Raw genomic sequence first — 23,951 nt, forward strand, 5'->3', positions numbered from 1 at the left:
TAATCGCGCCGCAGTATCACCCGGTGTGATGAACCCGAACCGGGTGGTCCGGGAGACCTCTCAGGCGGGGCGCGCCATCTCCGCGGTGTCGACCCGGCGCGGCGGCATCGGACCGTCGACGGGGGCCGAGAACGGGCGCGTCAGCGGATCGCGGCGGGCGGCGTCGTTGTCGATCCCCTGGGCACGCGCAGTGACCTGCACGGAGCTGACCTCGGCGAGCCGGCGGTTCATCCGGTCCAGGCGGGCGCGCAGGGCGGCGTCGTCGACGACCTCGCGCTGACGGGCCCGTCGGACGGCGCGGCGACGGTGGGACCCGCTGACAGCAGAGCTGGTGGTGGCGGTGCTCGAGGAGCGGCGGAACATCGTGGATCACGTCCCTGGGTGACGGGCCGACGTACTGTCACCCCTGTCATCGAGCGCCACACGGCCGTTCTTGATGCGCCGTCCGGTGGATCACGGACGGAGTACATCGCCGCGCGCGGCCGCTCAGAACAGGTCGAAGAACCCGTCGTCGCCCTCGGACCCGCTCGTACCGTCCTCGGTGCCGTCGCCGCCGTCCGTCGCTCCGCCCGAGTCGCCGCCGTTCCCGGAGCCGCCGGAGCCGCTGCCCGTGTCCCCGGACGGCGCCCCGGAGGTCGGCGTCGAGCCCGAGCCCCGCGCGACCTCGACGGTGACCGTGCTGCCCCGCGGCACCGACGTGCCGGCGCTCGGGCGCATCCCGACGACGGTGCCCGCGACCGTGCCCGCCGCGCCCCCGTCGACCTCGCGGAACGAGACCTCGAGACCGATGCCCTCGAGCGTCGACTCCGCCGACTGGCGGGAACGCCCCGCAAGGTCGGGGACCTGCAGGGTGGCCCGTCGCTGGCCCACGATGAGCTCGATCGCGCCGCCGGCGGGGCGCAGCGAGCCGGGCACCGGGTCCTGGCCGACGACCTGGCCGATCTCGGTGGGGTCGGAGGTCTCGCGCTGGCGCGGCACGGGAGTGAGCACGAGGCCCGCGGCCTCGGCGGCGACGCGGGCGGCCTCGGGGCTGCGGCCCACGAGCAGTGGGACCTGGACCAGCCCCGGCCCGCGCCCGATGCGCAGCGTCACGGCCGACTCCTCGTCGACGCGCACCCCGACGTCCGGGGACGAGCCGATCACCCGGTCGACCTGCTCGGGCGGCGACGCCGTCGGCACGACGATCGGGGAGAGCCCGGCGTCGGCGAGCGCGCGGACGGCCTCGTCGCGCGAGAGGCCCACCAGGCGGGGCACCTCGCTGTCCGACGGGCTCGCGACCCACACGACACCGAGCACGAGCAGGGCCACGAGGCCGACCACCACCGCCGCGAGCCGCCACCGCGAGCCGCCGGTCCGCGCCGCCGCGTGGGCGCCGGTGCGGGGCCCGTGGTCGAGCTCGACGGCCCCGCGCCGCCGGCTCCCGCGCGTGACCTCCTGCGTCAGGCTCATCTCGCCGGTGGTCGCGACGGCCGCACCGTGGCGCCCGGGGTCGGTCGGGTCCTCGGGGCCGGTGACGCGGCCGTACTCGGCGAGGACGGCGGGCGCGTCCGGGCGCTCGCCGGCCAGCACGCGCAGCAGGTCGGCGCGCATCTCGGCGGCGGTGGCGTACCGGTTGTCCGGGTTCTTGGCCATCGCCTGCCGGACGACCGCCTCGAGCGAGGGGTCGATCACCACGCCGGGCGGCGTGAGCGTCTCCAGCATCGGCGGGTCCTCGCGGACGTGCTGGTAGACGATCGCCACCGGGCTGTCGGCGCTGAAGGGCGGCTCGCCGGTGAGGAGCTCGAAGAGCACGCAGCCCGCGGCGTACACGTCGGCGCGGGCGTCCACGTCCTGCCCGAGCCCCTGCTCCGGGGAGAGGTACTGGGCGGTGCCGATGACCATGTCGCCGGTGAGGCCCGGCCCGGTCTCGGTGAGGGCCCGGGCGATGCCGAAGTCCATCACCTTCACGACGTCGCCCGGCGTGATCATGATGTTCGCCGGCTTGACGTCCCGGTGGACGACGCCGTGCTCGTGGCTGTAGCCCAGCGCCGCGCACACGTCCGCCATGACGGCGCAGGCGTGCTCGGGCGGCATCGGGCCGTGGGCGCGCAGCAGGTCGCGCAGCGTCGACCCGCTGACGTACTCCATGACGATGTACGGCAGCCCGACCTGCTCGCCGGGCACCTCGCCGGTGTCGTACACCGCGACGATCCCGGGGTGGTTGAGCCCGGCCACGTTCTGTGCCTCGCGCTCGAACCGCAGCCGGAACGAGGGATCGCGCGCGAGGTCGGAGCGCAGCACCTTGATCGCGACCTCGCGCCCCAGGCGCACGTCGAGGCCCGAGTGCACGTCGGCCATCCCACCGCGGCCCAGGGTCGGGCCGAGCTGGTAGCGGCCGGCCACCACCGTCGCCTGCGACATGCGCTCCGTGCCTCCGCTCTCTCACACACACCTGGCACCGACGCCTGGCCGTCATGGCCCCGCCGCGACGACGGGGTCGCGACGGCCGGGTCGAGATGGGGGTCCGCCGCGATCCGCGCCAGCATCACCCGGTCGGGTCCAACGTGCCGGGACCGGGTGGGGAACGGCGGGTCGCCCCTTCGGCGCGCGAGTTCGCCCGTTCGTCGGGCGGTGTGCCCTCAGTCGCCGCAGCCGCAGCCGTCGCAACAACAGCCGTCGGAGCCGCAGCAGTCACAGCAGTCGCAGCTGCACTCGGTGCAGTCGCAGCAGTTCGCGCAGGGGTTGCTCCGCGGTCGGCCGCTCCACGGTCCCTGGAACTCGTCGGCGCAGCAGAGCTGGCCGGTGCAGCAGAGCCCGGCGGCCGCCGCGCAGCCCGCGAGGAGGCCGCGGGGCGGGCGTCCCCGCGCCCCGTCGCCAGGGTGCGGCGGCTGGTCGGTGGGCGGCTGCTCCGTTCGGGCGTGCGTGCGCTGCCACGCCCGCTCGGTCTCGTGCACCAGGAGGCGGTGGGCGAGCCGCGCGTCGAGCTCGGGCCCCGCGAGCTCGACGGTGGGCAGGGTCGCGGCGAGGGTCGCGACCTGGGCGCGGGCCAGGCCGCGGGTGGCCTCGACGCCGGCCCCGGTCGCGTCGACGGGGTTCCAGCGGCCGGCGCGGCGGTCGTCGTCCAGGTCGTCCAGAGCGTCGAGGAGATGGGCGAGGCGGCCGAAGGCGGCGCCCGTGACGGCCAACGGCGCGGCGTTGTCCGGCCGCCCGGCGAGGACCGCGGTGTGCGCGAACGCCGCCGCCACGGCATCCGCGGTCGGGGCCGTGGCCTCCTCGAGCGTCGCCGTCGCGCCCTGCTCGACCGCGTGCTGGCGTGCCGGGACCGCGAGCAGCGCCGCCGGGTCGAAGCCCGCGGGTGCGGTGACGCGCGCCCGGTCGCTCCAGCGGTCGGCGAGCCGGCGGCCCACCGCCGCGACCGGCGCGTGCCGGAAGGCGCCCTGGCGGTCGTCGGCGTGGTCGGCGACGTGGCCGGCGGCCAGCAGCAGCGCGGCGTGCGCCGCCAGCCGGGCGCCGTCGCCGGTGGCCACGGTGGCGGTGCGCATCCCGCGCGCGGGGCAGGGGCCGGCGAGGCGGTCGGTCGCCGTGAGGCTCGATCGTGCGGGGACCGGGGTCTGCGCCGAGGCGAGCACCGAGACGAGCAGGGCGTCGACGTTGGTCGCGGCCCGGGCGAGCTGGCCGTGACCGTCGCGCAGGGCGAGGCAGGTGCCGCAGAGGTGGGCCGCCCAGCGACGGTGCAGCGCGGGGGAGAGGTGGTGACGACAGGGCCGCACGATGCCGAGCACGCGGGAACGGTAGTGCGCGCGACGATGTCGATCACGACGGCCGTTCGCCGCCCGAGGAGGCGCCGTTCGTCGCAACGCCCTGCGCCGATCGCGTGTCGCCGGCGGGGCACCCGGGAACGGTGGCGGGGACCGCGCCGCGTGCTGACGGGGCGGGTGTGGGAGACGACGATCGGGGAGAACGCGTGATCTCGAGCAACAGGGCACGACGGCTCGCGGCGCCGGCGGTGGCGGGCGCCATCGGACTCGGCATCCTGACGGGCTGCTCGCAGGCGCCCGAGGCGCAGGGACCGCCGCCGCCGGTGCCCGGCCAGGGACAGCCGAGCAACGCCGCAGGTCAGCCGGGCGTCGCAGGCCAGCCCGGTGCCGCGCCGGGCCAGCCCGGGGCCGGCGGCGAGGCGGGCGCGCAGGCCGGGGGTGGCGGTGCCGGGGGCACCGGTGCACCCGGCGGGTCGGCCTCGGACGGCTCGGGGAGCGAGGGCGGTGCCGGTGGTGCGGGTGCCGACGGTTCGGGCTCGGGTGGCGGCGCCAGCCAGACCCCGTCCGGCGGTGTCGCCACCGGGGGCGGCTCGACCTCGGGTGTCGAGCACGCCGGCCTGATCGGCGCCGGCGCGCTCGCGCTGGTGGGTGCCGGCGCGCTGGGCGCGACCGCGTCCCGGCGCCGTCGCGCGGACTGAGACGCGGCACTACCCGACGACCCCGCACACCGCGCGATGTGCGGGGTCGTCGCCTGCCGGGGCGGCCCCTCCTCGCGAGGGGCACGTTCGGCAGGCGCGCGGACGCGACGATCATGCGCACCGTGCCCCTCGCGCCGTGCCACGGTCGCGCCCGGGGCCGGGTAGAACGGCAGCCGGCGCACCTCGTGTGAAGGCGCCGCAGGCACGGGCAGGCGAGCGGTGGTCGAGCGGCAGGAGGCGGGGACCGTGAGCACCGGGCAGGACGACGCCGGGACCGCCGACACCGGGACGGCCGACGCCGACGCCGCCGGGACCGCCGACGCCAGGACCGCCCACACAGCCGACGCCGGGACCGCCGACCCCGATCCGGAGACCGCCGCCCAGGCCCGCCCCGACCCGCTCCGCCGGGCGCTCGTCGTCGGTGCGGTGGTGCTCGCGGTGCTGGGCGTCGCGCTGCTCGGGTACGCGCTCGTGGATCAGACGGGCACGCCGCCGACCCCGTCGCCGGCGGCCGCCGCGGGTCCGCCGCCCCCGCCGGGCCGGGCTGCGGAGACAGGGCCGATCGCGACGTCGTCGCCTCCGGCGACCCTGCGGATCCCGGCGATCCGGGTGGACTCGCCGGTCGACCAGGTCGGGCTGAACCCGGACCGGACGATGGAGGTGCCCGTCGAGGGCACGCCCGGCTACGACCACGCCGCGTGGTTCCGCTACTCGGTCACCCCGGGCCGGCAGGGGCCGTCGGTGATCATCGGGCACGTGGACTCGGCGGAGGCCGGTCCCTCGGTGTTCTTCGAGCTCGGGCGCCTGCGGCCGGGCGAGCGCGCCGAGGTGGTGCGCGCCGACGGCGTCACGGTGACGTTCGAGGTCACCGAGGTGGCCGTCTTTCCGAAGGACGCGTTCCCCACCGACCGCGTCTACGGCCCGACCACGGGCCCGGAGCTGCGGCTGATCACCTGTGCCGGCAGCTTCGACTCCGGCGCGGGCTCGTACCGCGACAACACCGTGGTCTTCGCGCGCGAGGTGTCCCGACCAACGCCGATGTGATCAGACGCCGATGCGGGCCCGGAACTGCATCGCGCGGTAGGGCCAGTTCGCGCCGGTGTTCCACTGGCTGACCACGAGGTGCATCTCGTCGGGCGTCGACCCGGGCAGGATGTAGCCGCCGTAGGGCTGGGCGACGCGCCCGCAGCCGTGGTCCTCGTCGTGCCAGCCGCAGCCCCCGATCACGGTGAGCCGCTCGGCGGTGGTCAGGTCGGTCGTCGGCCCGTCCGGCATCGGGACGAGGTCGACGCGGTAGTTCCCGGCGTCGAAGGCGCACAGCCACCACGTGTCGTCGACGCGGCGCAGCGAGAGCTCGCCGAAGGCGCCGGGCAGCACGGGCGTCGGCACGTTCCCCCAGGCCCACGCGCCGCCCGCGAACCCCCAGCCCTCCCACGCGGCGGCGTCGAGCAGGTGGTCGGCGGGGACGCGGTGCAGCAGCAGGCCCTTGTCCCGCTGGAACCCCGTGGTCAGCGCGTAGACGTAGCCGTCGGGGCCGAGCTCCCAGGTGAGCATCTGGAAGTGCCCGCCGAGGTGTCCGCCCGGCCAGGACAGGCCCGTCGACTCCCAGCTGACGCCGTTGTCGCGCGAGCGGTGGATCTCCGTCCAGTGCACGTTGCCGAGGCCCTCGCAGGCCATGACGTGCAGGTACATCGTGTCCCCGACGGTGATCAGGTCCGTGGGGAGCTGGGTCGTGATCCTGGTGCCGCCGATCAGCCCGCCGAACCGGCCGCCGATCCGGGCGTTGTGCCGGTAGCTGATGACCTGGTCCGCGTAGCCGCGCGACGGCCCGGCCGCGCCCGTCCACCTCAGCCCGGAGCGCACCGAGCCCGGATCGCCGAAGAGGATCACCGGCGAGCGCCAGCCCGGGCCGCCGGCCTCCCTGCTCTCGAAGGTGTCGCCGAAGACGGCCACGATCCGGCCGTCGGGCGCGGTGGCGGCCGCGCCGAGGTCGGTCCCGCCGATCCCGTAGTCGTCGGTGTGCCCCGGGCCGGTCAGGTCCCGCAGCTTCGTGACCTCGAGCGTGCGCATGCCCGCTGTATACCGACTCACCCGCAGGCGGGCGCAGCACGTCCGAACGGGCGGCGGCGGAACGCGGCCGTCGGCCGTAACGATCAGGTCTCGACGGACGACTCCGGAGGCATCCCGCCACCAGGGGCGGCTCGAGAGAGGTCCTCGTCGTGGACACCGTGGTCGGCACCGTCGCACTGCTCGTCGTCTTCGCGTTCACCGTCGTGGCGGCGCTGCGCCACCGGCCCGGCGTCACGCCCGGGCCGCGGCTCTCGCCCGACCTCGCGGAGGCGCTCCTCCTGCGCGCCGGCTTCCCGACGACGCCGCACAACGTCCTCGCGGTGAGCGAGCACCTCGGCACGATGTTCCTCGACCGGGGGCGCGGCGACGTCGAGGCGGCGCGGTGGGCCGAGGTCGTGGCGGCCTGCGAGGCCGGCCGGGCGGACCTCACGGGCTGGCCGCAGCACGTGCTCGACGAGATCGCCCGGGCCCGCGGGGTGAACGACGGCGCGGCCGTGGCCCGGCTCGCCCGGCGCTGCCAGGACGCGCTGCTCGCCAGTGTCGGCACCGGCCGCGGCGTCTTCGGGGGCTCGCTGTTCGAGCCGCTGCCCCGGCCCGTCGTCGCGGCCTGAGCGCCGCCGCCCAGCAGGCCGGACCCACAGGTCAGGCCGGGACGCGGTCGTCCAGGTCGCCGCGGCGCGGGGCCGGGATCGTCGCCAGGGACCGCGGCGCGGGCACCGGGACGAGGGTCCGCCAGCCGGCGCGGGCCCGCTGGTCGAGGGTGCCGCGGGCGGTCATCGCGACCGTCGGCGCGGCCAGCCAGGCGGCGGAGAGGCCGCCGAGGGCGAGCGCGAACGTCTTCATGTGGTTCCCCCCTGGGTGGCCCGCTTCGCCCGGGCCGGTCTGTCCGGCCGGTGGCCGGTACGTGCTCACGGTAGGGCGACGGTCCGTACGTTCACTGAGCCGCACGGGTGACGAGCGCTCAGGTTGCTCTCATCGCGAAGTGACCTGCGTCACTCAGCGGGCGTCGGTGAGGCGAGGGAGACTCCGGCCCGCCCGACCGTCCGATCACCCTCCTGGGAGCCCGCGTGACTGACCGTCCGGTCCGCGTCGCCAACTGCGCCGGCTGGCTCTGGGACCGGTTCTCCGGCCTGCGCGACGCCCTGGCGGGATCCGTCGACGTCGTCACCGGTGACTACCTCGCCGAGCCGACCCTGCGCCAGCTCGCCCTCGAGCGCGCGCATGACCCCGCGCTGGGCTACGCACGCAGCTTCCTGGCCCAGTTCACCGACGCGGTGGGCCTGCTGGCCGAACGCGGTGCGCGCCTGGTGGTCGACGCGGGCGGGCTCAACCCCGCGGGCCTGGCGGACGAGGTGCGCCGGGTCATCGCCGAGGCGGGCCTCGGGCTCGTGGTCGCGCACGTCGAGGGCGACGACCTGTCCGCCCGGCTCGACACCCTCGGCGCGCTCGAGCACCTGGACACCGGCGTGCCGCTCGCCGACTCGGGCCTGGAGCCGACCACCGCGAACGCCTACCTGGGCGGCTGGGGCATCGCGGCCGCACTCGCCGGCGGCGCGGACGTCGTGATCTGCCCGCGGGTCACCGACGCCTCGCTCACGGTCGGGGCGGCGGCGTGGTGGCACCGCTGGAGTACCGAGGACTGGGCTCCGCTGGCCGGCGCGGTGGCCGCGGCCCACGTCATCGAGTGCGGCCCGCAGGCCACCGGCGGCAACTTCTCGGGCTTCACGACGGTCCCGCGCGTCGACGACCTCGGCTACCCGATCGCCGAGATCGCCGCCGACGGGACGGCGGTGATCACGAAGCACGAGGGCGCGGGCGGCACGGTCACCACCGACACCGTCACCGCGCAGCTGCTCTACGAGATCCAGGGCCCCACCTACCTCAACCCCGACGTCACCGTGCACCTCGACGACGTCGTCCTCACCCAGGTCGCCCCGGACCGCGTCGAGATCACCGGGGTCACCGGCTCGCCGCCGCCCCCGACCACCAAGCTCGCGATGACCGCGCCCGGCGGCTTCGAGTCGAGCGTCGCGTTCTACGCCACGGGGCTCGACCTCGAGGCCAAGGTCGCGCTGCTGCGCACCCACGTCGAGCGGATCACCGACGGGCTCGACCTGAGCCTGCTGCGCGTCGACCGCATCGGGACGCCCGTCGAGGACCCGCCCGACCAGTGGGCCGCCGCCCAGCAGGTCCTCGTCACGGCGCAGTCGCGGACGAGGAGCCCGGTCGACGCGCAGCACTTCGTCGCGCCGATGACCGGGCTCTTCCTGCCCGGCTACCCGGGGCTCTACGTCAGCCCGCTCAAGGTGTGCGCGCCGGTCGTCGAGTACTGGCCCGCGCTCGTGCCGATGGACGTCCTCGACCACGTCGTCGTCACCGCGGACGGGACGCGCACGTCCGTGAAGGACACGCCGGTCCGCGCGCCCGTCACGGGCCAGCGGCCCTCGGACGACGCGCCGCCGGTCCCCGACCTCGGACCGACCCGCCGCGCCCCGCTCGGGCTCGTCGCGCACGGGCGCTGCGGCGACAAGGGCGGCAACTCGAACGTCGGGCTCTGGATCGGCGCCGACGCCCACGAGCGCGCCTGGGACTGGCTGCGCGGGACGCTGTCGACCGAGCGCCTGCGCGCGCTGTTCCCCGACGCCGCCGACGTCGTCGTCGAGCGCCACGAGTTCCCCACCCTGCGGGCGGTGCACTTCGTCGTCCACGACGTCCTCGGCAAGGGCGCGTCGTCCAACGGGCGGCCCGACATCGCCGGCAAGGCCGTCGCCGAGTTCCTGCGCGCCCGTTTCGTCGCCGTGCCGGAGGCACTGGTGACGGAGGTTCCCGAATGTCGGATCTGACCAGCCGTCTCCAGCACGCCTGGGACAACCCGATCGACCGCGAGGACGGCTTCGACCCCCTTGCCGAGCTCGACGACGTCCTCGCCCCGCTGGGCCTGTGCACCGCGGACGCGGGCGGCGCGGTGACCCTCACCGGCCTCGATCCCGTCGTCCCGAGCCCGGTGCGCGTCGGGGCGGCCGCGAGCATCGGCCTGCTGGCCAAGTCCGTCGCCGCGGCCGCGCTGCACCGCGACCGCGGCGGGCCCGGCCAGGACGTGCACGTCGACCTGCGGGCTTCGCCGCACCGGCTCTGCCCGTTCTACGACCGGCGCTGGGAGCTGCTCGGCGGCTACCCCGTGGCCTCGAGCGTCGAGCAGGGCAACGCGATGGGGTTCGCGTTCTTCCGCTGTGCCGACGGGCACTGGGTGTTGCCGCAGAACATGTACCCGAACCTGCGAGAGCGGGCCCAGGAGCTGCTCGGCATCCCGCTGACGAAGGCCGCGGTCACCGAGGCGATCGGGCGGTGGAGGGCCGACGAGCTCGAGGACGCCGCGGCCGAGGCGGGCGTCGTCATGCCGCGGGTGCGCACGCTGCCGGAGATGCTGGCGGAGCGTCAGTACACCGACGTGCTGGCCGATCTGCCGCTGGTCGAGGTCACGAGGATCGGCGACAGCGAACCCGAACCGCTCCCGTCGCCCGGCGCGCAGCCGTTCTCGGGCCTGCGGGCGCTCGGGATGGGCCACGTGATCGCCGGGGCGGGCTTCGGGCGCGCGTTCGCCCTGCACGGCGCCGACGTCCTCAACCTCTGGCGTCCCGGCGAGACCGAGCACGAGACGACCTACGCGTCGGCGAACGTCGGCATGCGCTCGGCGTTCCTCGACCCCCGCCGCGACCGCGCCGAGCTCACCCGGCTGCTCGCCGGCGCCGACGTCCTCTTCCACAACCGGCGCCCGGCGTTCCTGGACGAGATCGGGCTCGCACCGGGCCGGGCGGTGGCCGAGCGGCCGGGGCTCGTGTCGGTGACGGTGTCGCTGCACGGCCTGGAGGGGCCCTGGGCGGGCCGGCCCGGCTTCGACCAGACCGCGGGCTCGGTGACCGGGATGATGATGCTCGAGGGCGGCGGCGCCACCAGCACGGACCGGCCGCGCCTGCCCCCGATCCTCGTCGTCAACGACTACATCGTCCCGTGGCTCGCGCAGGCCGGGGTCGTCTCCGCGCTGCGCCGCCGGGCCGTCGAGGGCGGCTCGTACCACGTGCACGTGTCCCTGACCCGGGTCGCGCTGTGGATCCTCTCGCTCGGGCTCTTCGACCACGGGTGGGCGCACGCGACGGCCGGCAGCACCGAGGAGCACCGCTACCTCGATCCCGAGACGTTCACCGCCGACACCGGGCTCGGCAGGTATCAGGGCGTCACCGACCAGGTGGCGATGTCGGCGACGCCCGGGCACTACGACCCGGTGCTCGTGGCGCGCGGGTCCTCGGAGCGCGCATGGCGATGATCCGCCACGCGGTCCTGCTCCTCCTGCCGGCTCTCCTCGTCGCGTGCGGCACGACCCCCGCCCCGCCCACGACGGCCGCGCCCTCCCCGGCCCCGCGGGCCCGGGCGGCAGCGGGGGTGCCGGTCGTCGTCCTCGACCCCGGCCACAACGGGGGCAACGCCGGGGCCGCGGACGAGATCGCGCGCGTGGTGCCCGACGGCCGGGGCGGCACGAAGCCCTGCAACACCACCGGCACCGAGACCGTGACCGGCTACGCCGAGCACGCCTTCGCCTTCGACGTCGCCCGCCGGGTCGCCCGCGTGCTCACCGAGCGCGGGGTGGACGTGCGCTCCACCCGCTCCGACGACGCCGGCGTCGGCCCGTGCGTCGACCGGCGGGCCGCGACCGCGAACGACGCCCGCGCCGCGCTGACGGTCTCGATCCACGCCGATTCCGCGCCCGCCGCCGACGACCGCGGGTTCCACGTCGCCGTCGCGGACCCCGCGCTCGCCCCCTCGCAGCGCGGGCCGTCGCTCGACCTCGCCCGCGCGCTGGTGGCGGGCCTGGAGGGCCGGGGGTCCACGCCGTCGACCTACCGGGGCGAGGGCGGGCTCGACCCGCGCCCGGACCTCGCGGGGCTCAACCTCGCGCGCGTGCCGGCCGCGCTCGTCGAGTGCGCGAACATGCGCAACCCGGGTGAGGCCTCCGTGCTCACCGATCCCGCGGGTCGCCAGCGCTACGCCGACGGCATCGCGGACGGGATCCTGCGGACGCTGGGCCGCTGAGGACCACGCCGGGGGATCAGGCCGCGCCCGTCGATTCCTGGTGCCAGCGCACGACGCGCACGACGACGTCGGCGAGCTCCTCGCGGTCGAGGGTCCTGCGCAGCGACTCCGCGACCTCCAGAGCATCGAACCCGGGGTACGGGCCGTGCGCGTCGACCTCGCCGGTCTGCGGGTCGACGGCGAGCACGATGTAGCCGTCGCACTCGTCGAGCTCCGCCTGCGCGGTCAGCCAGTCCACCTGCGGTACCCGGCCGATCGGGGCGGCGTGCGCCGGGTCGGCGTCGGGACGGCCAGCGGCCGACCCAGTGGTGGGCCCAGTGGTGGGCCCAGTGGTGGGCCCAGTGGTGGGCCCAGTGGTGGGCTGGGCGGGGTCCAGGCGTGCGGGACACCGGGCCTCGTTCTCCATCGGTCTCTCTCCTCCACGTTCCGGCACGAGGGGGTGCATGCCGTCCCGGTCCGGCTCCGGTGCGCGGCACCACCGTCGGGGGACGGCAGGCGTCGGCGTGGAGCCGCTGTCACGAGTGGTGACGGAAGAGTGCCCGTCTTCTGACTCAAGTTTTCAACTATTCACCCGGGCGGGTGGACCGCTCGGCGACTCGTCGCCCGCCCCGACGCGGAGGGTGACATTTGATGTTCGGCTCGTCACTGTTCGTTGTGCACAAGCGATCTCCGATAGATTGTTAGCCGAACTAACTTCTAACCCGGAGGACGTCTCGTGAACCGGTACGAGCAGTGGGACATCGTGTCGAGCGTGGGTCTGACGGCCCTCGTCGTGGCGGCCGGGCGCTCGGTCGACACCCACCGACAGGACGCCCTGATCTCCGATCCCTACGCCGAGCGCTTCGTCGCGGCCGCCGAGCCCCCGACGCCGTTGCCCACACGCCCGGTCACGCCGCGCAGCGACTCCGAGGACGAGCTGTGGCAGATGATGTCGGGCTACATGGGCGTGCGGACCCGCTTCTTCGACGAGTTCTTCGACGCCGCGGGCGGGGCGGGGATCCGCCAGGCGGTCGTCCTCGCCGCGGGGCTCGACGCGCGGGCCCAGCGCCTGGAGTGGGCGCCGGGCACCACGCTCTTCGAGGTCGACCAGCCCGCGGTGCTGGCGTTCAAGGACGAGGTGCTGGGCGAGGCGCCCGGCGGCGGCCGGCCGCGGTGCGACCGGCGCACCGTCGCGGTCGACCTGCGCGACGACTGGACCGGCGCCCTCGACGGCGCCGGCTTCGACCCGACCGCGCCCACCGCCTGGCTCGCCGAGGGCCTGCTCCCGTACCTGCCCGCCGACGCGCAGGAGGCGCTGCTCGCGGCCGTCGACGAGCGCTCCGCCCCGGGCTCGCGGGTCGCGCTCGAGGACTTCACCGACATCGCGAGGCAGCTGCAGGACCCGGCGTTCCGGCGGGTGGCCGACGGGATCGGCGTCGACATGTCGGAGCTGCTCCACAGCGACGACCGCCCGGACCCGGGGGAGCAGCTCGCGGCGCACGGCTGGACGGTCCACCGCGACAACGCCACGGACGTCGCGGCGGGCTGGGGCCGGACGTTCGACCCCCTGACCCAGCGGCTCAACGGGCGGGCGGACTTCGTCACCGCGACCCGCTGAGGACTCCCACCCCGATCACCCGCGGTGATCATCCGGGCACGGCAGGGCACGACCCCGACCGTCGGACGGTTCCCGTGGGGCGCCCGGGGTGCCTATGGTCGTCGGGTCCCGACCCCGAGCGACACGGGAGACCACGATCATGAGCGACGCTGCCGACGGCACCGCCCGGCTCCACGTCCCGGAGAGCGTCAGCTGGTCCGCCGTGACGGGCCGCGTGCGCGACCTCGCCGGGGAGGCTTTCGCCGACGACGGGCCCGCGAACCTCGTCGACGGCGAGTGGAAGGCGGTCGGGACGCCGAGCGAGCAGACGAGCCCCGTCGACGGCTCGTCCCTGGGCACGATGCTCAAGGTCGACGCGGCGACCGCCTCGGACGCGGTGCAGCGCGCGGCCGCGACGCACCGCTCCTGGGGCGACGTCGACCTCGACGAGCGCCGGCGCCGGGTGTCGGCGTCCCTCGACGCGATGGAGAGCGCCCGCGACGACCTCGCGCTGCTGCTGTGCTGGGAGATCGGCAAGCCGTGGGCGATGGCGTGCGCCGACGTCGACCGGTGCATCTCCGGCGTGCGCTGGTACGTCGAGGAGATCGAGGGGATGCTTTCCCGCGACGTCGAGGGGGCGCCGGCGAAGCGCGCGCCGCTCGAGGGCCCGGTCTCGAACATCGCGAGCTGGAACTACCCGATGAGCGTGCAGGTGCACGCCGAGCTGGTGCAGCTGCTGGCGGGCAACGGCGTCGTCGCGAAGACGCCCACCCAGGGCGGCTGGATGACGCTGACCGTCGCCCATGCGCTCATGGCCCGCGAGGGGCTGCCCGTGACGCTGCTGGCCGGCGACGGCTCGGAGCTCTCGGACGCGCTGATCCGCTCGCCCGAGATCGGGGCGCTGGCGTTCGTCGGCGGGCGGTCCAACGGCGGCCGGGTGGCCGCGCAGCTCGCCGACACGGGCAAGCGGCACATGCTCGAGCAGGAGGGCCTCAACACCTGGGGTGTCTGGGAGTTCTCCGACTGGGAGACGTTCTCGGGGATCCTCAAGAAGGGCTTCGAGTACGCCAAGCAGCGCTGCACCGCCTACCCGCGCTTCGTCGTGCAGCGCAAGCTCGTCGACCAGTTCCTCGCGACGTACCTGCCGGTGCTGGAGGGCGTCCGCTTCGGGCACCCGCTCGCCGTCGAGGAGGGCGGCGACGGGGTCGACGACCTGCCCACCCTCGACTTCGGCCCGCTGATCTCCGCGGCGAAGGCCACCGAGCTCGACGAGAGCGTCGAGGAGGCCCTGCGTCACGGGGCCGTGCCGCTCTTCCGCGGCGACAAGGCGGGCGGGCGCTTCCTGCCCGGCCAGGACACCTCCGCCTACCACGCCCCGGTCTCGATGCTCGCCCCTCCGGGAGCGTCGCGGCTGATGCACGAGGAGCCGTTCGGGCCCGTCGACTCGATCATCGTCGTCGACACCGAGGCCGAGCTGCTCGCGCAGATGAACGCGTCCAACGGCGCGCTCGTCGCGAGCATCGCGAGCGACGACACCCAGAAGGCGGAGCGGCTCGCCGAGCAGGTCCAGGCGTTCAAGGTCGGGATCAACAAGCTGCGCTCGCGCGGCGACAAGGACGAGGCGTTCGGCGGGCGCGGCGAGTCGTGGAAGGGCGCGTTCGTGGGCGGCGAGTACCTCGTCCACGCCGTCACCGAGGGCCCGCCCGGGGAGAACATCTTCGGCAACTTCCCGGGCTACCAGCGCACCCCGCCCACCTAGTGCCCCGGTAACCTCGCCGTGGCGCGCGCCCCTGGCGGCCCGCCGTCGTGACCGACGAGCCGCGGGAGGGGCCGGGAGATGGTCCTGCGAGGCCGCGTGTCGCGGGACGCCTCACCGGCGCGCATCGAGGGCGGCGCCTCGGTGCAGATGCCCGAGTCCGGGGTCGGGCCGATCGTGGCGCTGCTGCGGCGCCTGTTCCTGGCCCTCGGCGCGCTGACGGCCGCCGCGCTGATCGTCTACTTCCAGCGCGACGGCTACGTCGACAACAACAACGACGACGGCATCGGCCTGATCGACGCCTTCTACTACGCGACGGTGTCGCTCTCGACCACCGGCTACGGCGACGTGGTGCCGGTGACCGAGTCCGCGCGGCTGTGGACGATCCTCGTCATCACGCCCCTGCGGCTGCTGTTCCTCATCGTCCTGGTCGGCACCACGGTCGAGCTGCTCACCGAGCGGTCCCGCCAGGCGTTCCGCATCAACCGCTGGAGGTCCCGCGTGCGCAACCACGTCGTGGTCGTGGGCTACGGGACGAAGGGCCAGGCCGCGGTCACCACGCTGCGCGGCGACGGGCACGACGTCGACCACATCGTCGTCGTCGACACCGACCGCGGACGGCTCGACGCCGCGTCCGCGCTCGGGCTGGTGACGGTGCGCGGTGACGCGACCCAGTCGTCGGTGCTGCGCACCGCGGGGCTGCCGCACGCGACGGCCCTGGTCGTCGCCACCAACCGCGACGACACGGCCGTCATGGTGACCCTGACGGCCCGCGAGATGGCGCCGAAGATCACGATCACGGCGGCGGTGCGCGAGGCCGAGAACGTGCACCTGCTGCGGCAGTCCGGCGCCGACTCGGTGGTCGTGTCCGCCGAGACCGCGGGCCGCCTGCTCGGGATGGCCACCACGACGCCGGCCGTCGTCTCGGTCGTCGAGGACCTCATCTCGCCCGAGGCGGGCCTGAGCCTCGGCGAGCGGGCGGTGACCGAGAACGAGATCGGCGGCTCGCCGCGGCACCTGCGCGACATCGTGCTGGGCGTCGTGCGCGACGGGCACGTGCACGCCATCGACGCCCCGGAGGTCGACGCCCTGGAGCGCGGCGACCGTCTGCTGTGCGTGCGGCGGGCGGGACCCGACGACTGACCCGTTCCTAGCGGTGCACCGAGAGCAGGCACCCGGGACAGTCCGCCTGCTCCGCCCGCAGGCCCGGCACCACCTGCTCGACGGCGGCGCCGCACCGTGCGCGCAGCCCCGTCGGGTCGCCGAGCTCGCCGGAGACGACGTCGACGACGTGCTTGCGACGGTCGTCGCGACCGGCGGCGACGAGCTCGAGGCGTCCGTCCGGCGCCGGGTCGCCCGGGATGGGACGGCGCGGCACGTCGGTGTCCGGCCGGTCGCCCAGCGGGGGTGGGGGCACCGAGGACGGCATGGGGTCCATGCCGCTGCTCGGTCGCCGGCCTCCGGGCCGGGCGTCGGGGTGGCCGGGGTCGGGAACGGTCATCGCCGGGGCCTCCTCCCGTCGGCGGCGCGTCGGCGCCGGCGTCGGTGCGTGCCGACCACGGTAGGCCCGCCCGCCCCGTGGTGTCGGCCCGTTCGCGCAGGGCGCAGCGGGGGAGTCGCCGAGCCGTCCGGTGACCCCGCCGGGCGGTCAGAGGTCGAGGGGCTCGACGTGGCCGCCGGGGTGGTGGACGGCCGCACCGAGCACGAGCTCGGCGGCGTCGGGGACGGCGTGCTCCACGGTCACCTCGGCGAGGGTTCGCCCGCGGGGCCACGTCGCGAGCGGGCGGGCGGTGTCCGGACCACGCCGAGGCGGGTTGATCAGCGTCGCCCCCATGTTGATGGGGGACAGGCGCACCGCGGCGGCGTGCCGGTCCAGCAGGGCGGCGGTGTCCAGCTCGAGCACGAGGTGGGCGCGATGGCGGTAGGCGCGGGCCGCCAGGAGCCCCTCGACGCGCCGGCGCGTCGGCCACAGGTACACCCGCGCGTTGAGCATCCGGTAGAAGTCCGCGACGCCCATGCCCTCGAGGCAGCGCGCGAGCTGGCCGTCGTGCAGCACGCCGTTGTCGCGCAGGACGACCGGGTCGCGGCCCGGCGCGTGCAGCGTGACGGCGGCCGGGCGGCGTCCGGCGACCAGCGCCGGCGCGGCTCCGAAGCGCTCGACCAGCGCGGCGGCGCTCGCCAGGCCCTCGGCGCGGATCGACGGCCACGCACCGGGCTCGGTCATGTGGAACAGCCGCGGGTGGCGGGAGACGAGCTCGGCGGGCGTGATGCCGGTGGGTCCCGTGGTGCTCAGGAGCGGCGGCGCGGCAGCGGCAGCGCGGCGTCCCCGCCCTCGTCGGACGTGCCGTCGCGCGCGGGAGGCACGGCCGCGGGCAGGTCGCGGAGTCCCTCGAGCACCCGCTCGAGGAGCTCGGGTCGCGGGGCGGGCACGGGGCCCAGGGCCACGCGGGCGGCCTCTCGCTCCAGGACGGCGTCGCCGGTGTCTCGATCGGGCGTCACCCGTCCGAGGGTAGGTCGCCGGTCCGTCCGGCGGACCGGGTGTCGGCGTCCGGTCGGGCGACGGCAGGTACGCCGCGACGAGCCGCCCGGAACCGCCCGTGAACGGGCTGTCACGCTGGGCTGCACGGTGACGGCGGACACCGCGTGCCGCGTAACGGCAGCCGCTCGTCGTCCGAGGAGAACGGGAGTGAGGTCTTCACCGACGGAGGTGGCGACCCGGGAGCAGGGATGGTCGGGGAATGAGCATCGGCAGCATGATGGGTCCCGGAGGCCCGGGCGGCGGTCCGGACCAGGACGAGGAGCCCGCCCGGAAGCGGCGGGGGCTGCGCGCGCTGCTCGTCGGCCTCATCGCCCTGCTCGTGCTGGTGCTCCTGGCCGCGGCCGGGATCGTGCTGGTCACCCAGCACCTCGGCTCGCAGGTCGGCCGCTATCCGTCGGTGTTCGCCCCGATCGACCCGTCGTCGCGACCCGCGGACGCCGCGGGGCAGACGTTCCTGCTGATGGGCACGGACACCCGCTCGCCCGAGGCGACCACCGGGACCGACGCCGCGCCCGACGCGGTCTTCGGCTCCACCCGCAGCGACGTGATCATGGTGGCCACCATCGCGGAGGACGGCCAGAGCGCGAGCATCATCTCGATCCCCCGTGACTCCTGGGTCGACGTCCCGGGACGCGGCAAGAACAAGATCAACGCGGCCTACGCCTTCGGCGGTCCGCCGCTGCTCATCGAGACCGTCGAGCAGCTCTCGCGCGTGCACATCGACCACTTCGCCGTCATCGACTTCGCGGGCTTCGCGCAGATGACCGACTCGGTGGGCGGCATCGACGTCAACGTCGGCCAGGAGACCGAGCGCGACGGCGTCGTCGTCCCCGCCGGCCCGCAGCACCTCAACGGGGAGCAGGCCCTGGTCTACGTCCGCGAGCGCAAGAGCCTGCCCGGCGGGGACCTCGACCGTGTCCGTCGCCAGCAGGCCGCCCTGCGCGCGTTCGTGCAGAAGACCCTCTCGTCCGGGACGCTCTCGAGCCCGACGACCGCGTACGCGGCGGTCGACTCGGTGACTCGCCACGTCGGCGTGGACGACTCGCTGTCGAACACCGGCCTCGCCCAGCTCGCGTTCGGCATGCGCGACCTGCGCAACTCGGCGATCTCGTTCCTCACCGTGCCGGTCACCGGGACCGGCGACGAGGGCGGGCAGTCGGTCGTCTACCTCGACGACGGCGCCGGCCGTGACCTGTGGTTCGCGGTCAACACCGACGCCGTGCCGCAGTGGGTCGCCGCCCGCCCGCAGGAGCAGCTCTCCGCCACGCCGCGCTGACCCGCTCCTGGCGCCGATCGGGTATGCCGGTGCCATGAGCTGGGACGTGGTGATCGTCGGCGGGGGCTCGGCCGGCTGTGCGCTGGCCGGGCGCCTCAGCGAGGACCCCGGTCGCCGGGTGCTGCTGCTCGAGTCGGGGGCGGCGGTCACCGACCCCGCCGCGTTCCCGGCCGAGGTCCGTGACGTCGCCTCGCTCGCCGCGTGCGACCCCGACGGCCCACACACCTGGGACGTCGGCGTCGACCTGACGCCGGGGCGCTCCACGCGGGTCGGCCGGGGCCGGCTCCTGGGCGGGTCGAGCGCGGTCAACGGCGCCAACCACGTCCGCGCGACCCGGGCCGACCTCGACGCGTGGCCGGGCTGGTCGTACGACGAGACGCTGCCGTACTACATCCGCGGCGAGCACGACCACGACGTGCGCGGTCCCCTGCACGGCGACGCCGGCCCGGTGCCGGTCGTACGGCCGGCGGGGGAGATGCGCGCGCCCGTCACCGAGCGCTTCCTCGCCGCGGCCGCCCGGGTCGGCGTGCCCGCCGAGCCGGACAAGAACGGCGACCAGCCGCCCGGCGCGGGCCTGGTGCCCGGCAACGTCCGTCGCGGCGTGCGGGTCAACGCGGCGATGGCCTACGTGATCCCGCACCTCGCGCGGCCCAACCTCTCCGTGCGCGGCGACGTCACCGTCGCCCGGGTGCTGCTCGACGGCGACCGCGCCGTCGGCGTCGAGGCCGTGGGCGGGGAGCGCATCGAGGCCGGGGAGGTGGTGCTCTCGGCGGGCTCGGTGCTCACCCCGCAGCTGCTGGCGATCTCGGGCATCGGCCCACCCGACGCCCTGCGCGCCGCCGGCCTCCCGGTGCGTCACGAGCGCCCGGGCGTCGGGCAGGGCTACACCGACCACCCGAACGTCTACCTGGCCTTCACCGACGACGGCGCCCTGCACCCCGAGGCGCCCACGGCCCAGGCCGCCGTCCACCTCGACGGTGGTGACGACCCGGCCGGCGACCTCGAGATCCTGCTGTTCGCCCGCCCCTTCGCCCCGGGCGGCGCGTGCCACCTCATGTGCGCGCTCCAGGTGCCCGAGAGCCGGGGGACGATGACGTTCGGGACCGATCCCGCCGCGCCGCCAAGGCTCGAGCACGACTACCTCGCCTCGGAGCGCGACCGCGCCCGGATGCGCTGCGCGGTGCGCCGCGGGGGCGACCTGCTCGCGGCCGCCGGGTTCGCGCTGGGTGCCGAGCGCGGGCTCGACGACCGGGGGCTCGACGCCTGGGTCCGCGCGCACCTCGGGACGGCGGCGCACCTGTGCGGGAGCGCCCGGCTCGGCCTCGCCGACGACCCCGGCGCCGTCGTCGACCCCGAGCTGCGGGTGCATGGGCTGGCGGGGCTGCGGGTGGTCGACACCTCGGTGCTGCCCACCGTGCCCCGCCGCGGACCGGCCGCCACGGCGCTCATGCTCGGGGAGCGCGCGGCCGACCTCATCGCGGGTCGCTTGACGGACGGATCGCGTGCCTGACAGGGGTGTCACCGAGGGCGCCCGAGGGCCGTGATCACGCCGCGGAATGACCGGTTCGTGCCGGTCAGGGCAGGTGCATCCCGATCTTTCACCGGACACGGTCACAGCTGCGACACGATGGAGTGGAACAGTGTCACGTCCAGCGTGCCCGTGACGACACTTCCCGCGAGAGACCTCCCTCCGAGGTGATCGAGGAGAACCCGATGTCGTTCCTGCGCCGCCGTGTCGACGCCCCCGCCGCAGGCCCGGCCGAGGCTCCCGCCGCCGTCCCGGCACCACGCCTCTCGCGCTCCGAGCGCAAGGCGCAGAAGGCCGAGCAGGCCGCGGCCGCCGAGCTCGCCGCGCGCATCAACCGCGCCCAGCGCCGCCTCGCCCAGGCGACCGGTCCGCTGCCCGTGGCCGCCCCGCGCCGCTCGTCGGAGGACGCGGTCCCGAGCGAGTAGTCCCGTGCCGGGGTGTGCCGGGGCCGTCCCCGCCGCCGCATGACACGCTGCCGCCGTGTCCCTCCGGCGCCGCCTGCTCGCGACGGTGGCCGGGACCCTCGTGGCCGCGCTGCTGCTCGCCGGATGCGGTGATCCCGACGCCGGCGGCAGCGCCCCGCCGCCGGCCTTCGACCCGCCCCTCGGGTTCGCGGCCCCCACCGGGACGCTGTTCGGCGGCTCGGGCTCGCGGGTGTTCGGCCGCGACGCCGACGACCTGCCGGCGGCGCTGGTCGGCACCACGATCTGGGCGACCGACGGCGGGCGCCTCGTGCACGTCGACTCCACCGGCGCCGCGATCCCGGGGCCGGCCGCGCCGCCCGACCGCTTCGTCGCCGGCCGTCCCGTCGCCACCGCCGACGGCGCCGTGCTCGTCGGTGGCGCGAGCGTCGTGCCCGGCTCCGGCACCACGCCGCCCGGCCTGTCGGTCGACCTCCTCGCGTTCGACGCGGGCACGGGCGCGCTCCGATGGAACGCGGCGACGGTCCTGCCGTGGACGGAGCGCCCGCCGGCGGTCGCGATGACCGTCGCCGGGGTCGTCGCCGGCGTCGCCGTCCTGACCGCGAGCACCGACGCCCAGCGCACCGCGCTGGGGATCGACCTGACGACGCAGCGCGTGCTCTGGAGCGCCGACGGGGTCGCGGTCGACGCCGTGCTCGCCGACGGTCCCGCCGGGGGCACCGCGCTCGGGGTGGCGACCGCGCCGGGCGCGAGCCGCGCGTACGCCGAGTCGCGTGTCGTCGCCCTCGACGCCGTCACGGGCCTGCGCCGCCCCGACGTCGCCGGCGGCCTCGGGCGCCAGGTCCTGCGCGCCCCGGAGATCACCCCCGCCGGGCCGGGGCTCGCGGTCGTCTCCGGGCGCACGGCGGCGACGACGCTCGCCGCGCCCTCGGCGTCGTTGCGCTTCGTCGACGCGCGGGGCGCGCAGGTGCGCACGGTGGACGTCGGGAGCTCCTACACGCCCCCGCGCTGCGTGTGGGACGAGGCGGCCACCACCGTCTGCGGCGGCGACACCCGCGTGTTCGCCGTCGACGCCACCACCGCCGCCCCGCTGTGGGAGCTGCCCGACGCCGGCGCCAACCGCGTCGCCCCGCGCCTGACGACGGCCTGGCACGGCGCGGTGTACGGCACGACGGTGAACGGCCCGGTCGTGCTGGACGCGCGCACCGGCGCCGACCGCGACACCCGTCCCGGCGCCGCCCCGGTGCTGGTCAACGCCTACCTCGGCCTCGGGGCGGAGGCGTCCGGGGTGGCCGGGTTCGGCGGCGGCGCGACGATCGTGCCCGCCGTGCGCTGAAAGGGCCCAGGGCCGGGAGATGGCAGGGGGCTAGGAGGTCGCAGGGCGGGGTAGCCCCGCCCATGGGTGACTACGAGCACAGCGCCGACGTCCGCCGTCCTCCCGAGGAGGTCTTCGACTACCTTGCCGACGTCTCGCACCTCCCCGAGTACTTCAGCGGCCTCGAGAAGGCCTCGAGCACGGGACCCGAGGAGGTCGCCGTGGTCGCGAACGTCGAGGGCGAGCGCTACGAGGGCACGGCGTGGATGCACGCCGACGCCGACGCGCGGAGCCTGCGCTGGGGCGCCGAGCACACCAGCGGCTACCACGGCGAGCTGTTCGTGACCGGGATCGGCGACGTCGAGTCGCGGGTGACGGTCACGCTGCACACCGAGCGCGCCGACGGCCCGGGCATCCGCGCCGGCCTCGAACAGACGCTCGCCGACCTCAAGCGCATCCTCGACGGCTCGGGCACCGAGCCGACCCGTTAGCCGGACCGGGTGAGGTGCACGACTGAATCGTGCGACGTGGCGACCGTCACCCTCCTCTGGCATCCTCGGAGGCTCCCGACCTCAAGGGAGCGGAACGCCCGTGCGCATCCCGTTCGTCCGTCGTCGAGCCACCACCACGCCCCCGATCCCTCCGCGCAGGACCACCACCTTCCCGGCCTCCACCACCACCCCCGGACTCGCGGCGGGCACCACCCGCCGGCAGGTCCCCGGGCCGGAGGTCATGGCGGGGATGGAGTACCTGGACACCCCGAGCCGTGAGGCGGTCCGGGCGCCGGCGCCCGACGTCGCGGTCTGCGGCATCGACCCCCAGGTCCCGGGCAGCCCGGCCGTCCCGCGGCTCCACCTCGTCGTCCCCGACGAGGGGCCCGAGGGCACGCGGCCCGACTCCGTGGAGCAGCTGCTCACCCGGGACGGGGCGGTGCGGGTGCGGCGCCTGACCGTCGACGTGCGCGGCCTGCGCGACGTCCTCGAGAGCCGCGGGGGCTGGAACCTGCTGGCCGCGCTCGTGCGCGACCCGTCGGACAGCGTCACCAACGCGGTCTTCCGGGCGGCCATGTCGGCGCCCGACAGCGCCGGGTCGGCCGGCGCCGTGCTCGAGCCGGGTGACGTCGACGTCGAGGTGTGCGTGGTCGGCGAGGGCGACACCGTCGCCGGGCGTTGCCGCCGCGAGCTCGGCCGCGGGCGCCTCTCGCTGACGGGGTTCCTGGCCGACTCCGAGCGGCTCACCCGCCGTCTCGCCGAGGCGCTGGCCCGGCCCCGTGACCGCGCCACCCGGCGCTGCTTCGAGCACGCGCTGGCCGATGTCCTCGCCGACGCTCCGCTGTCCGCGCTGCTCGGCCGCCACGGCGCCGCGCCGTACTGCACGGTGCCCGGGACGTGGGCCACCCCGCCGACGGCCGCCACCCCGGTGCCGCGGCGTGCGGCGCCGTCCGAGCAGGCACCGTCCGCCCCGGTGCTCGAGGAGGCCGCGCCGGCGCGCTAGGTCGTGTGCACGATCAGCACGTCGGTGGGGGACCGTCGGGAGACCTCGGCGGGCACCGATCCGAGCAGGCGACCCGCGAAGCTCGCCAGGCCCTTGTTGCCCACCACGACGAGGTCGGCGTGGTGCAGGGCGACCTTGTCGCAGATGGCCTGCACCGGCTCGCCCTCGACGGCGACGGTGTTGACCTCGTCGGCGCCGGCGCGCCGGGCCACGTCGCGGGCGTCGCGCAGCTTCTCCTCGGCGGGGTTCGCCCCGATGATCTTGTAGGCCTCGTCCCCGAGCGCGCGCTCGGCCTCGGCCCGGTCGCGGTCGTTGCTGCGACCCGACCTCTCGTACGCGCAGACGATGAGGAGCTTGGCGCCCGCGTCCGCGGCGATCTGCGCGGCCCGCGTGACCGCCGACGTGGCCGAGGAGGAGCCGTCCGTGCCCACCGCCACCAGCTTGTAGTCACCCAC

Annotated in this window: 25 protein-coding genes; 15 read left to right on the forward strand and 10 right to left on the reverse strand. The window is 75.8% G+C overall.

All coding sequences use genetic code 11. The features are described 5' to 3' along the window. Positions 1-60: 60 nt before the first annotated feature. From PH189_RS07080 to PH189_RS07090, 3 genes are all read right to left on the reverse strand, one after another. Positions 61-363: a hypothetical protein gene (locus PH189_RS07080; RefSeq protein ID WP_274188067.1), complete on the reverse strand. Its 303-nt coding sequence runs from the start codon at positions 361-363 to the stop codon at positions 61-63. Between the two features lie 123 nt (positions 364-486). Beyond that, complete coding sequence (gene pknB, locus PH189_RS07085; RefSeq protein ID WP_274188068.1) at positions 487-2,400, reverse strand: Stk1 family PASTA domain-containing Ser/Thr kinase; 1,914 nt, start codon at positions 2,398-2,400, stop codon at positions 487-489. 218 nt (positions 2,401-2,618) lie between these two features. Continuing rightward, on the reverse strand, positions 2,619-3,761 hold the full coding sequence (locus PH189_RS07090) for a DUF5685 family protein (RefSeq protein WP_274188069.1): 1,143 nt from the start codon (positions 3,759-3,761) through the stop codon (positions 2,619-2,621). Positions 3,762-3,943: 182 nt separating this feature from the next. Here PH189_RS07090 and PH189_RS07095 point away from each other — a divergent pair, with 182 nt between their 5' ends. Further along, a complete protein-coding gene (locus PH189_RS07095; RefSeq protein WP_274188070.1) occupies positions 3,944-4,435 on the forward strand; it encodes a hypothetical protein in 492 nt (163 codons plus the stop codon). Between the two features lie 246 nt (positions 4,436-4,681). Beyond that, positions 4,682-5,479: a class F sortase gene (locus tag PH189_RS07100; protein WP_274188071.1), complete on the forward strand. Its 798-nt coding sequence runs from the start codon at positions 4,682-4,684 to the stop codon at positions 5,477-5,479. Here PH189_RS07100 and PH189_RS07105 read toward each other — a convergent pair whose 3' ends face one another. Further along, positions 5,480-6,505: a DUF4185 domain-containing protein gene (locus PH189_RS07105; RefSeq protein ID WP_274188072.1), complete on the reverse strand. Its 1,026-nt coding sequence runs from the start codon at positions 6,503-6,505 to the stop codon at positions 5,480-5,482. A 149-nt stretch (positions 6,506-6,654) separates the two neighbouring features. On the opposite strand from PH189_RS07105, the gene PH189_RS07110 reads away from it, so the two are divergent. After that, positions 6,655-7,116, forward strand: coding sequence for a hypothetical protein (locus PH189_RS07110; RefSeq protein WP_274188073.1), 462 nt, complete (start codon positions 6,655-6,657; stop codon positions 7,114-7,116). 31 nt (positions 7,117-7,147) lie between these two features. Here the strand turns inward: PH189_RS07110 and PH189_RS07115 are convergent, their stop codons facing one another. Then, positions 7,148-7,348, reverse strand: coding sequence for a hypothetical protein (locus PH189_RS07115; RefSeq protein WP_274188074.1), 201 nt, complete (start codon positions 7,346-7,348; stop codon positions 7,148-7,150). A gap of 224 nt (positions 7,349-7,572) precedes the next feature. Here PH189_RS07115 and PH189_RS07120 point away from each other — a divergent pair, with 224 nt between their 5' ends. The 3 genes from PH189_RS07120 to PH189_RS07130 are packed head-to-tail and all read left to right on the forward strand — an operon-like array spanning position 7,573 to position 11,590. Further along, positions 7,573-9,348, forward strand: a complete 1,776-nt coding sequence (locus PH189_RS07120; RefSeq protein ID WP_274188075.1) for an acyclic terpene utilization AtuA family protein — start codon at positions 7,573-7,575, stop codon at positions 9,346-9,348. Next, on the forward strand, positions 9,336-10,826 hold the full coding sequence (locus PH189_RS07125; RefSeq protein ID WP_274188076.1) for a CoA transferase: 1,491 nt from the start codon (positions 9,336-9,338) through the stop codon (positions 10,824-10,826). The genes PH189_RS07120 and PH189_RS07125 overlap by 13 nt, the downstream gene beginning before the upstream one ends. Next, on the forward strand, positions 10,817-11,590 hold the full coding sequence (locus PH189_RS07130; protein WP_274188077.1) for an N-acetylmuramoyl-L-alanine amidase: 774 nt from the start codon (positions 10,817-10,819) through the stop codon (positions 11,588-11,590). Before PH189_RS07125 ends, PH189_RS07130 begins: the two co-directional genes overlap by 10 nt. Before the next feature lie 16 nt (positions 11,591-11,606). On the opposite strand, the gene PH189_RS07135 is transcribed toward PH189_RS07130, so the two are convergent. Then, entirely contained in the window at positions 11,607-11,828 is a 222-nt protein-coding gene (locus PH189_RS07135) for a hypothetical protein (RefSeq protein WP_274188078.1), read from the reverse strand. Positions 11,829-12,305: 477 nt separating this feature from the next. Between PH189_RS07135 and PH189_RS07140 the strand changes: the two genes are divergently transcribed. The 3 genes from PH189_RS07140 (at position 12,306) to PH189_RS07150 (ending at position 16,065) form a co-directional block, all read left to right on the forward strand. Beyond that, complete coding sequence (locus tag PH189_RS07140) at positions 12,306-13,187, forward strand: SAM-dependent methyltransferase (RefSeq protein ID WP_274188079.1); 882 nt, start codon at positions 12,306-12,308, stop codon at positions 13,185-13,187. Positions 13,188-13,326: 139 nt separating this feature from the next. Beyond that, a complete protein-coding gene (locus tag PH189_RS07145; RefSeq protein WP_274188080.1) occupies positions 13,327-14,925 on the forward strand; it encodes an aldehyde dehydrogenase family protein in 1,599 nt (532 codons plus the stop codon). Positions 14,926-15,072: 147 nt separating this feature from the next. Continuing rightward, positions 15,073-16,065 (forward strand): potassium channel family protein, encoded by a 993-nt coding sequence (locus PH189_RS07150; protein WP_274188350.1) that lies wholly within the window; start codon positions 15,073-15,075, stop codon positions 16,063-16,065. 7 nt (positions 16,066-16,072) lie between these two features. Here the strand turns inward: PH189_RS07150 and PH189_RS07155 are convergent, their stop codons facing one another. From PH189_RS07155 to PH189_RS07165, 3 genes are all read right to left on the reverse strand, one after another. Beyond that, positions 16,073-16,423, reverse strand: coding sequence for a hypothetical protein (locus PH189_RS07155; protein ID WP_274188081.1), 351 nt, complete (start codon positions 16,421-16,423; stop codon positions 16,073-16,075). Positions 16,424-16,570: 147 nt separating this feature from the next. Further along, the gene (locus PH189_RS07160; protein WP_378014974.1) at positions 16,571-17,215 is read right to left on the reverse strand and encodes a DUF7002 family protein; all 645 of its coding nucleotides are present in this window, start codon (positions 17,213-17,215) and stop codon (positions 16,571-16,573) included. Further along, positions 17,212-17,421: a hypothetical protein gene (locus PH189_RS07165; protein ID WP_274188083.1), complete on the reverse strand. Its 210-nt coding sequence runs from the start codon at positions 17,419-17,421 to the stop codon at positions 17,212-17,214. The genes PH189_RS07160 and PH189_RS07165 overlap by 4 nt, the downstream gene beginning before the upstream one ends. Before the next feature lie 239 nt (positions 17,422-17,660). Between PH189_RS07165 and PH189_RS07170 the strand changes: the two genes are divergently transcribed. The 6 genes from PH189_RS07170 to PH189_RS07195 all read left to right on the forward strand — a co-directional run bounded on the left by PH189_RS07170 (position 17,661) and on the right by PH189_RS07195 (position 23,496). After that, positions 17,661-18,737 carry an LCP family protein gene (locus PH189_RS07170; protein ID WP_274188084.1) on the forward strand — a complete coding sequence of 359 codons (1,077 nt, stop codon included), beginning with the start codon at positions 17,661-17,663 and terminating at the stop codon, positions 18,735-18,737. Between the two features lie 34 nt (positions 18,738-18,771). Next, positions 18,772-20,247, forward strand: coding sequence for a mycofactocin dehydrogenase MftG (gene mftG, locus PH189_RS07175; protein ID WP_274188085.1), 1,476 nt, complete (start codon positions 18,772-18,774; stop codon positions 20,245-20,247). Positions 20,248-20,450: 203 nt separating this feature from the next. After that, positions 20,451-20,690, forward strand: coding sequence for a hypothetical protein (locus PH189_RS07180; protein WP_274188086.1), 240 nt, complete (start codon positions 20,451-20,453; stop codon positions 20,688-20,690). 55 nt (positions 20,691-20,745) lie between these two features. Continuing rightward, entirely contained in the window at positions 20,746-22,023 is a 1,278-nt protein-coding gene (locus tag PH189_RS07185; RefSeq protein ID WP_274188087.1) for a PQQ-binding-like beta-propeller repeat protein, read from the forward strand. A 62-nt stretch (positions 22,024-22,085) separates the two neighbouring features. After that, entirely contained in the window at positions 22,086-22,493 is a 408-nt protein-coding gene (locus PH189_RS07190) for an SRPBCC family protein (protein WP_274188088.1), read from the forward strand. Positions 22,494-22,593: 100 nt separating this feature from the next. Next, positions 22,594-23,496 carry a hypothetical protein gene (locus PH189_RS07195; RefSeq protein ID WP_274188089.1) on the forward strand — a complete coding sequence of 301 codons (903 nt, stop codon included), beginning with the start codon at positions 22,594-22,596 and terminating at the stop codon, positions 23,494-23,496. On the opposite strand, the gene PH189_RS07200 is transcribed toward PH189_RS07195, so the two are convergent. After that, a complete protein-coding gene (locus PH189_RS07200) occupies positions 23,493-23,951 on the reverse strand; it encodes a universal stress protein (protein ID WP_274188090.1) in 459 nt (152 codons plus the stop codon). The two genes, PH189_RS07195 and PH189_RS07200, sit on opposite strands and share 4 nt — an antisense overlap.

The organism is Actinomycetospora chibensis, from assembly GCF_028737215.1.
GTDB lineage: Bacteria > Actinomycetota > Actinomycetes > Mycobacteriales > Pseudonocardiaceae > Actinomycetospora > Actinomycetospora chibensis.

What these genes read in the sequence shown, in the direction of transcription:
- PH189_RS07080 (WP_274188067.1), bottom strand. Translation starts at nt 363, where the DNA reads ATGTTCCGCCGCTCCTCGAGCACCGCCACCACCAGCTCTGCTGTCAGC.
- pknB (WP_274188068.1), bottom strand. Translation starts at nt 2,400, where the DNA reads ATGTCGCAGGCGACGGTGGTGGCCGGCCGCTACCAGCTCGGCCCGACC.
- PH189_RS07105 (WP_274188072.1), bottom strand. Translation starts at nt 6,505, where the DNA reads ATGCGCACGCTCGAGGTCACGAAGCTGCGGGACCTGACCGGCCCGGGG.
- PH189_RS07115 (WP_274188074.1), bottom strand. Translation starts at nt 7,348, where the DNA reads ATGAAGACGTTCGCGCTCGCCCTCGGCGGCCTCTCCGCCGCCTGGCTG.
- PH189_RS07125 (WP_274188076.1), top strand. Translation starts at nt 9,336, where the DNA reads ATGTCGGATCTGACCAGCCGTCTCCAGCACGCCTGGGACAACCCGATC.
- PH189_RS07130 (WP_274188077.1), top strand. Translation starts at nt 10,817, where the DNA reads ATGGCGATGATCCGCCACGCGGTCCTGCTCCTCCTGCCGGCTCTCCTC.
- PH189_RS07145 (WP_274188080.1), top strand. Translation starts at nt 13,327, where the DNA reads ATGAGCGACGCTGCCGACGGCACCGCCCGGCTCCACGTCCCGGAGAGC.
- PH189_RS07150 (WP_274188350.1), top strand. Translation starts at nt 15,073, where the DNA reads ATGCCCGAGTCCGGGGTCGGGCCGATCGTGGCGCTGCTGCGGCGCCTG.
- PH189_RS07155 (WP_274188081.1), bottom strand. Translation starts at nt 16,423, where the DNA reads ATGACCGTTCCCGACCCCGGCCACCCCGACGCCCGGCCCGGAGGCCGG.
- PH189_RS07170 (WP_274188084.1), top strand. Translation starts at nt 17,661, where the DNA reads ATGAGCATCGGCAGCATGATGGGTCCCGGAGGCCCGGGCGGCGGTCCG.
- mftG (WP_274188085.1), top strand. Translation starts at nt 18,772, where the DNA reads ATGAGCTGGGACGTGGTGATCGTCGGCGGGGGCTCGGCCGGCTGTGCG.
- PH189_RS07180 (WP_274188086.1), top strand. Translation starts at nt 20,451, where the DNA reads ATGTCGTTCCTGCGCCGCCGTGTCGACGCCCCCGCCGCAGGCCCGGCC.
- PH189_RS07190 (WP_274188088.1), top strand. Translation starts at nt 22,086, where the DNA reads ATGGGTGACTACGAGCACAGCGCCGACGTCCGCCGTCCTCCCGAGGAG.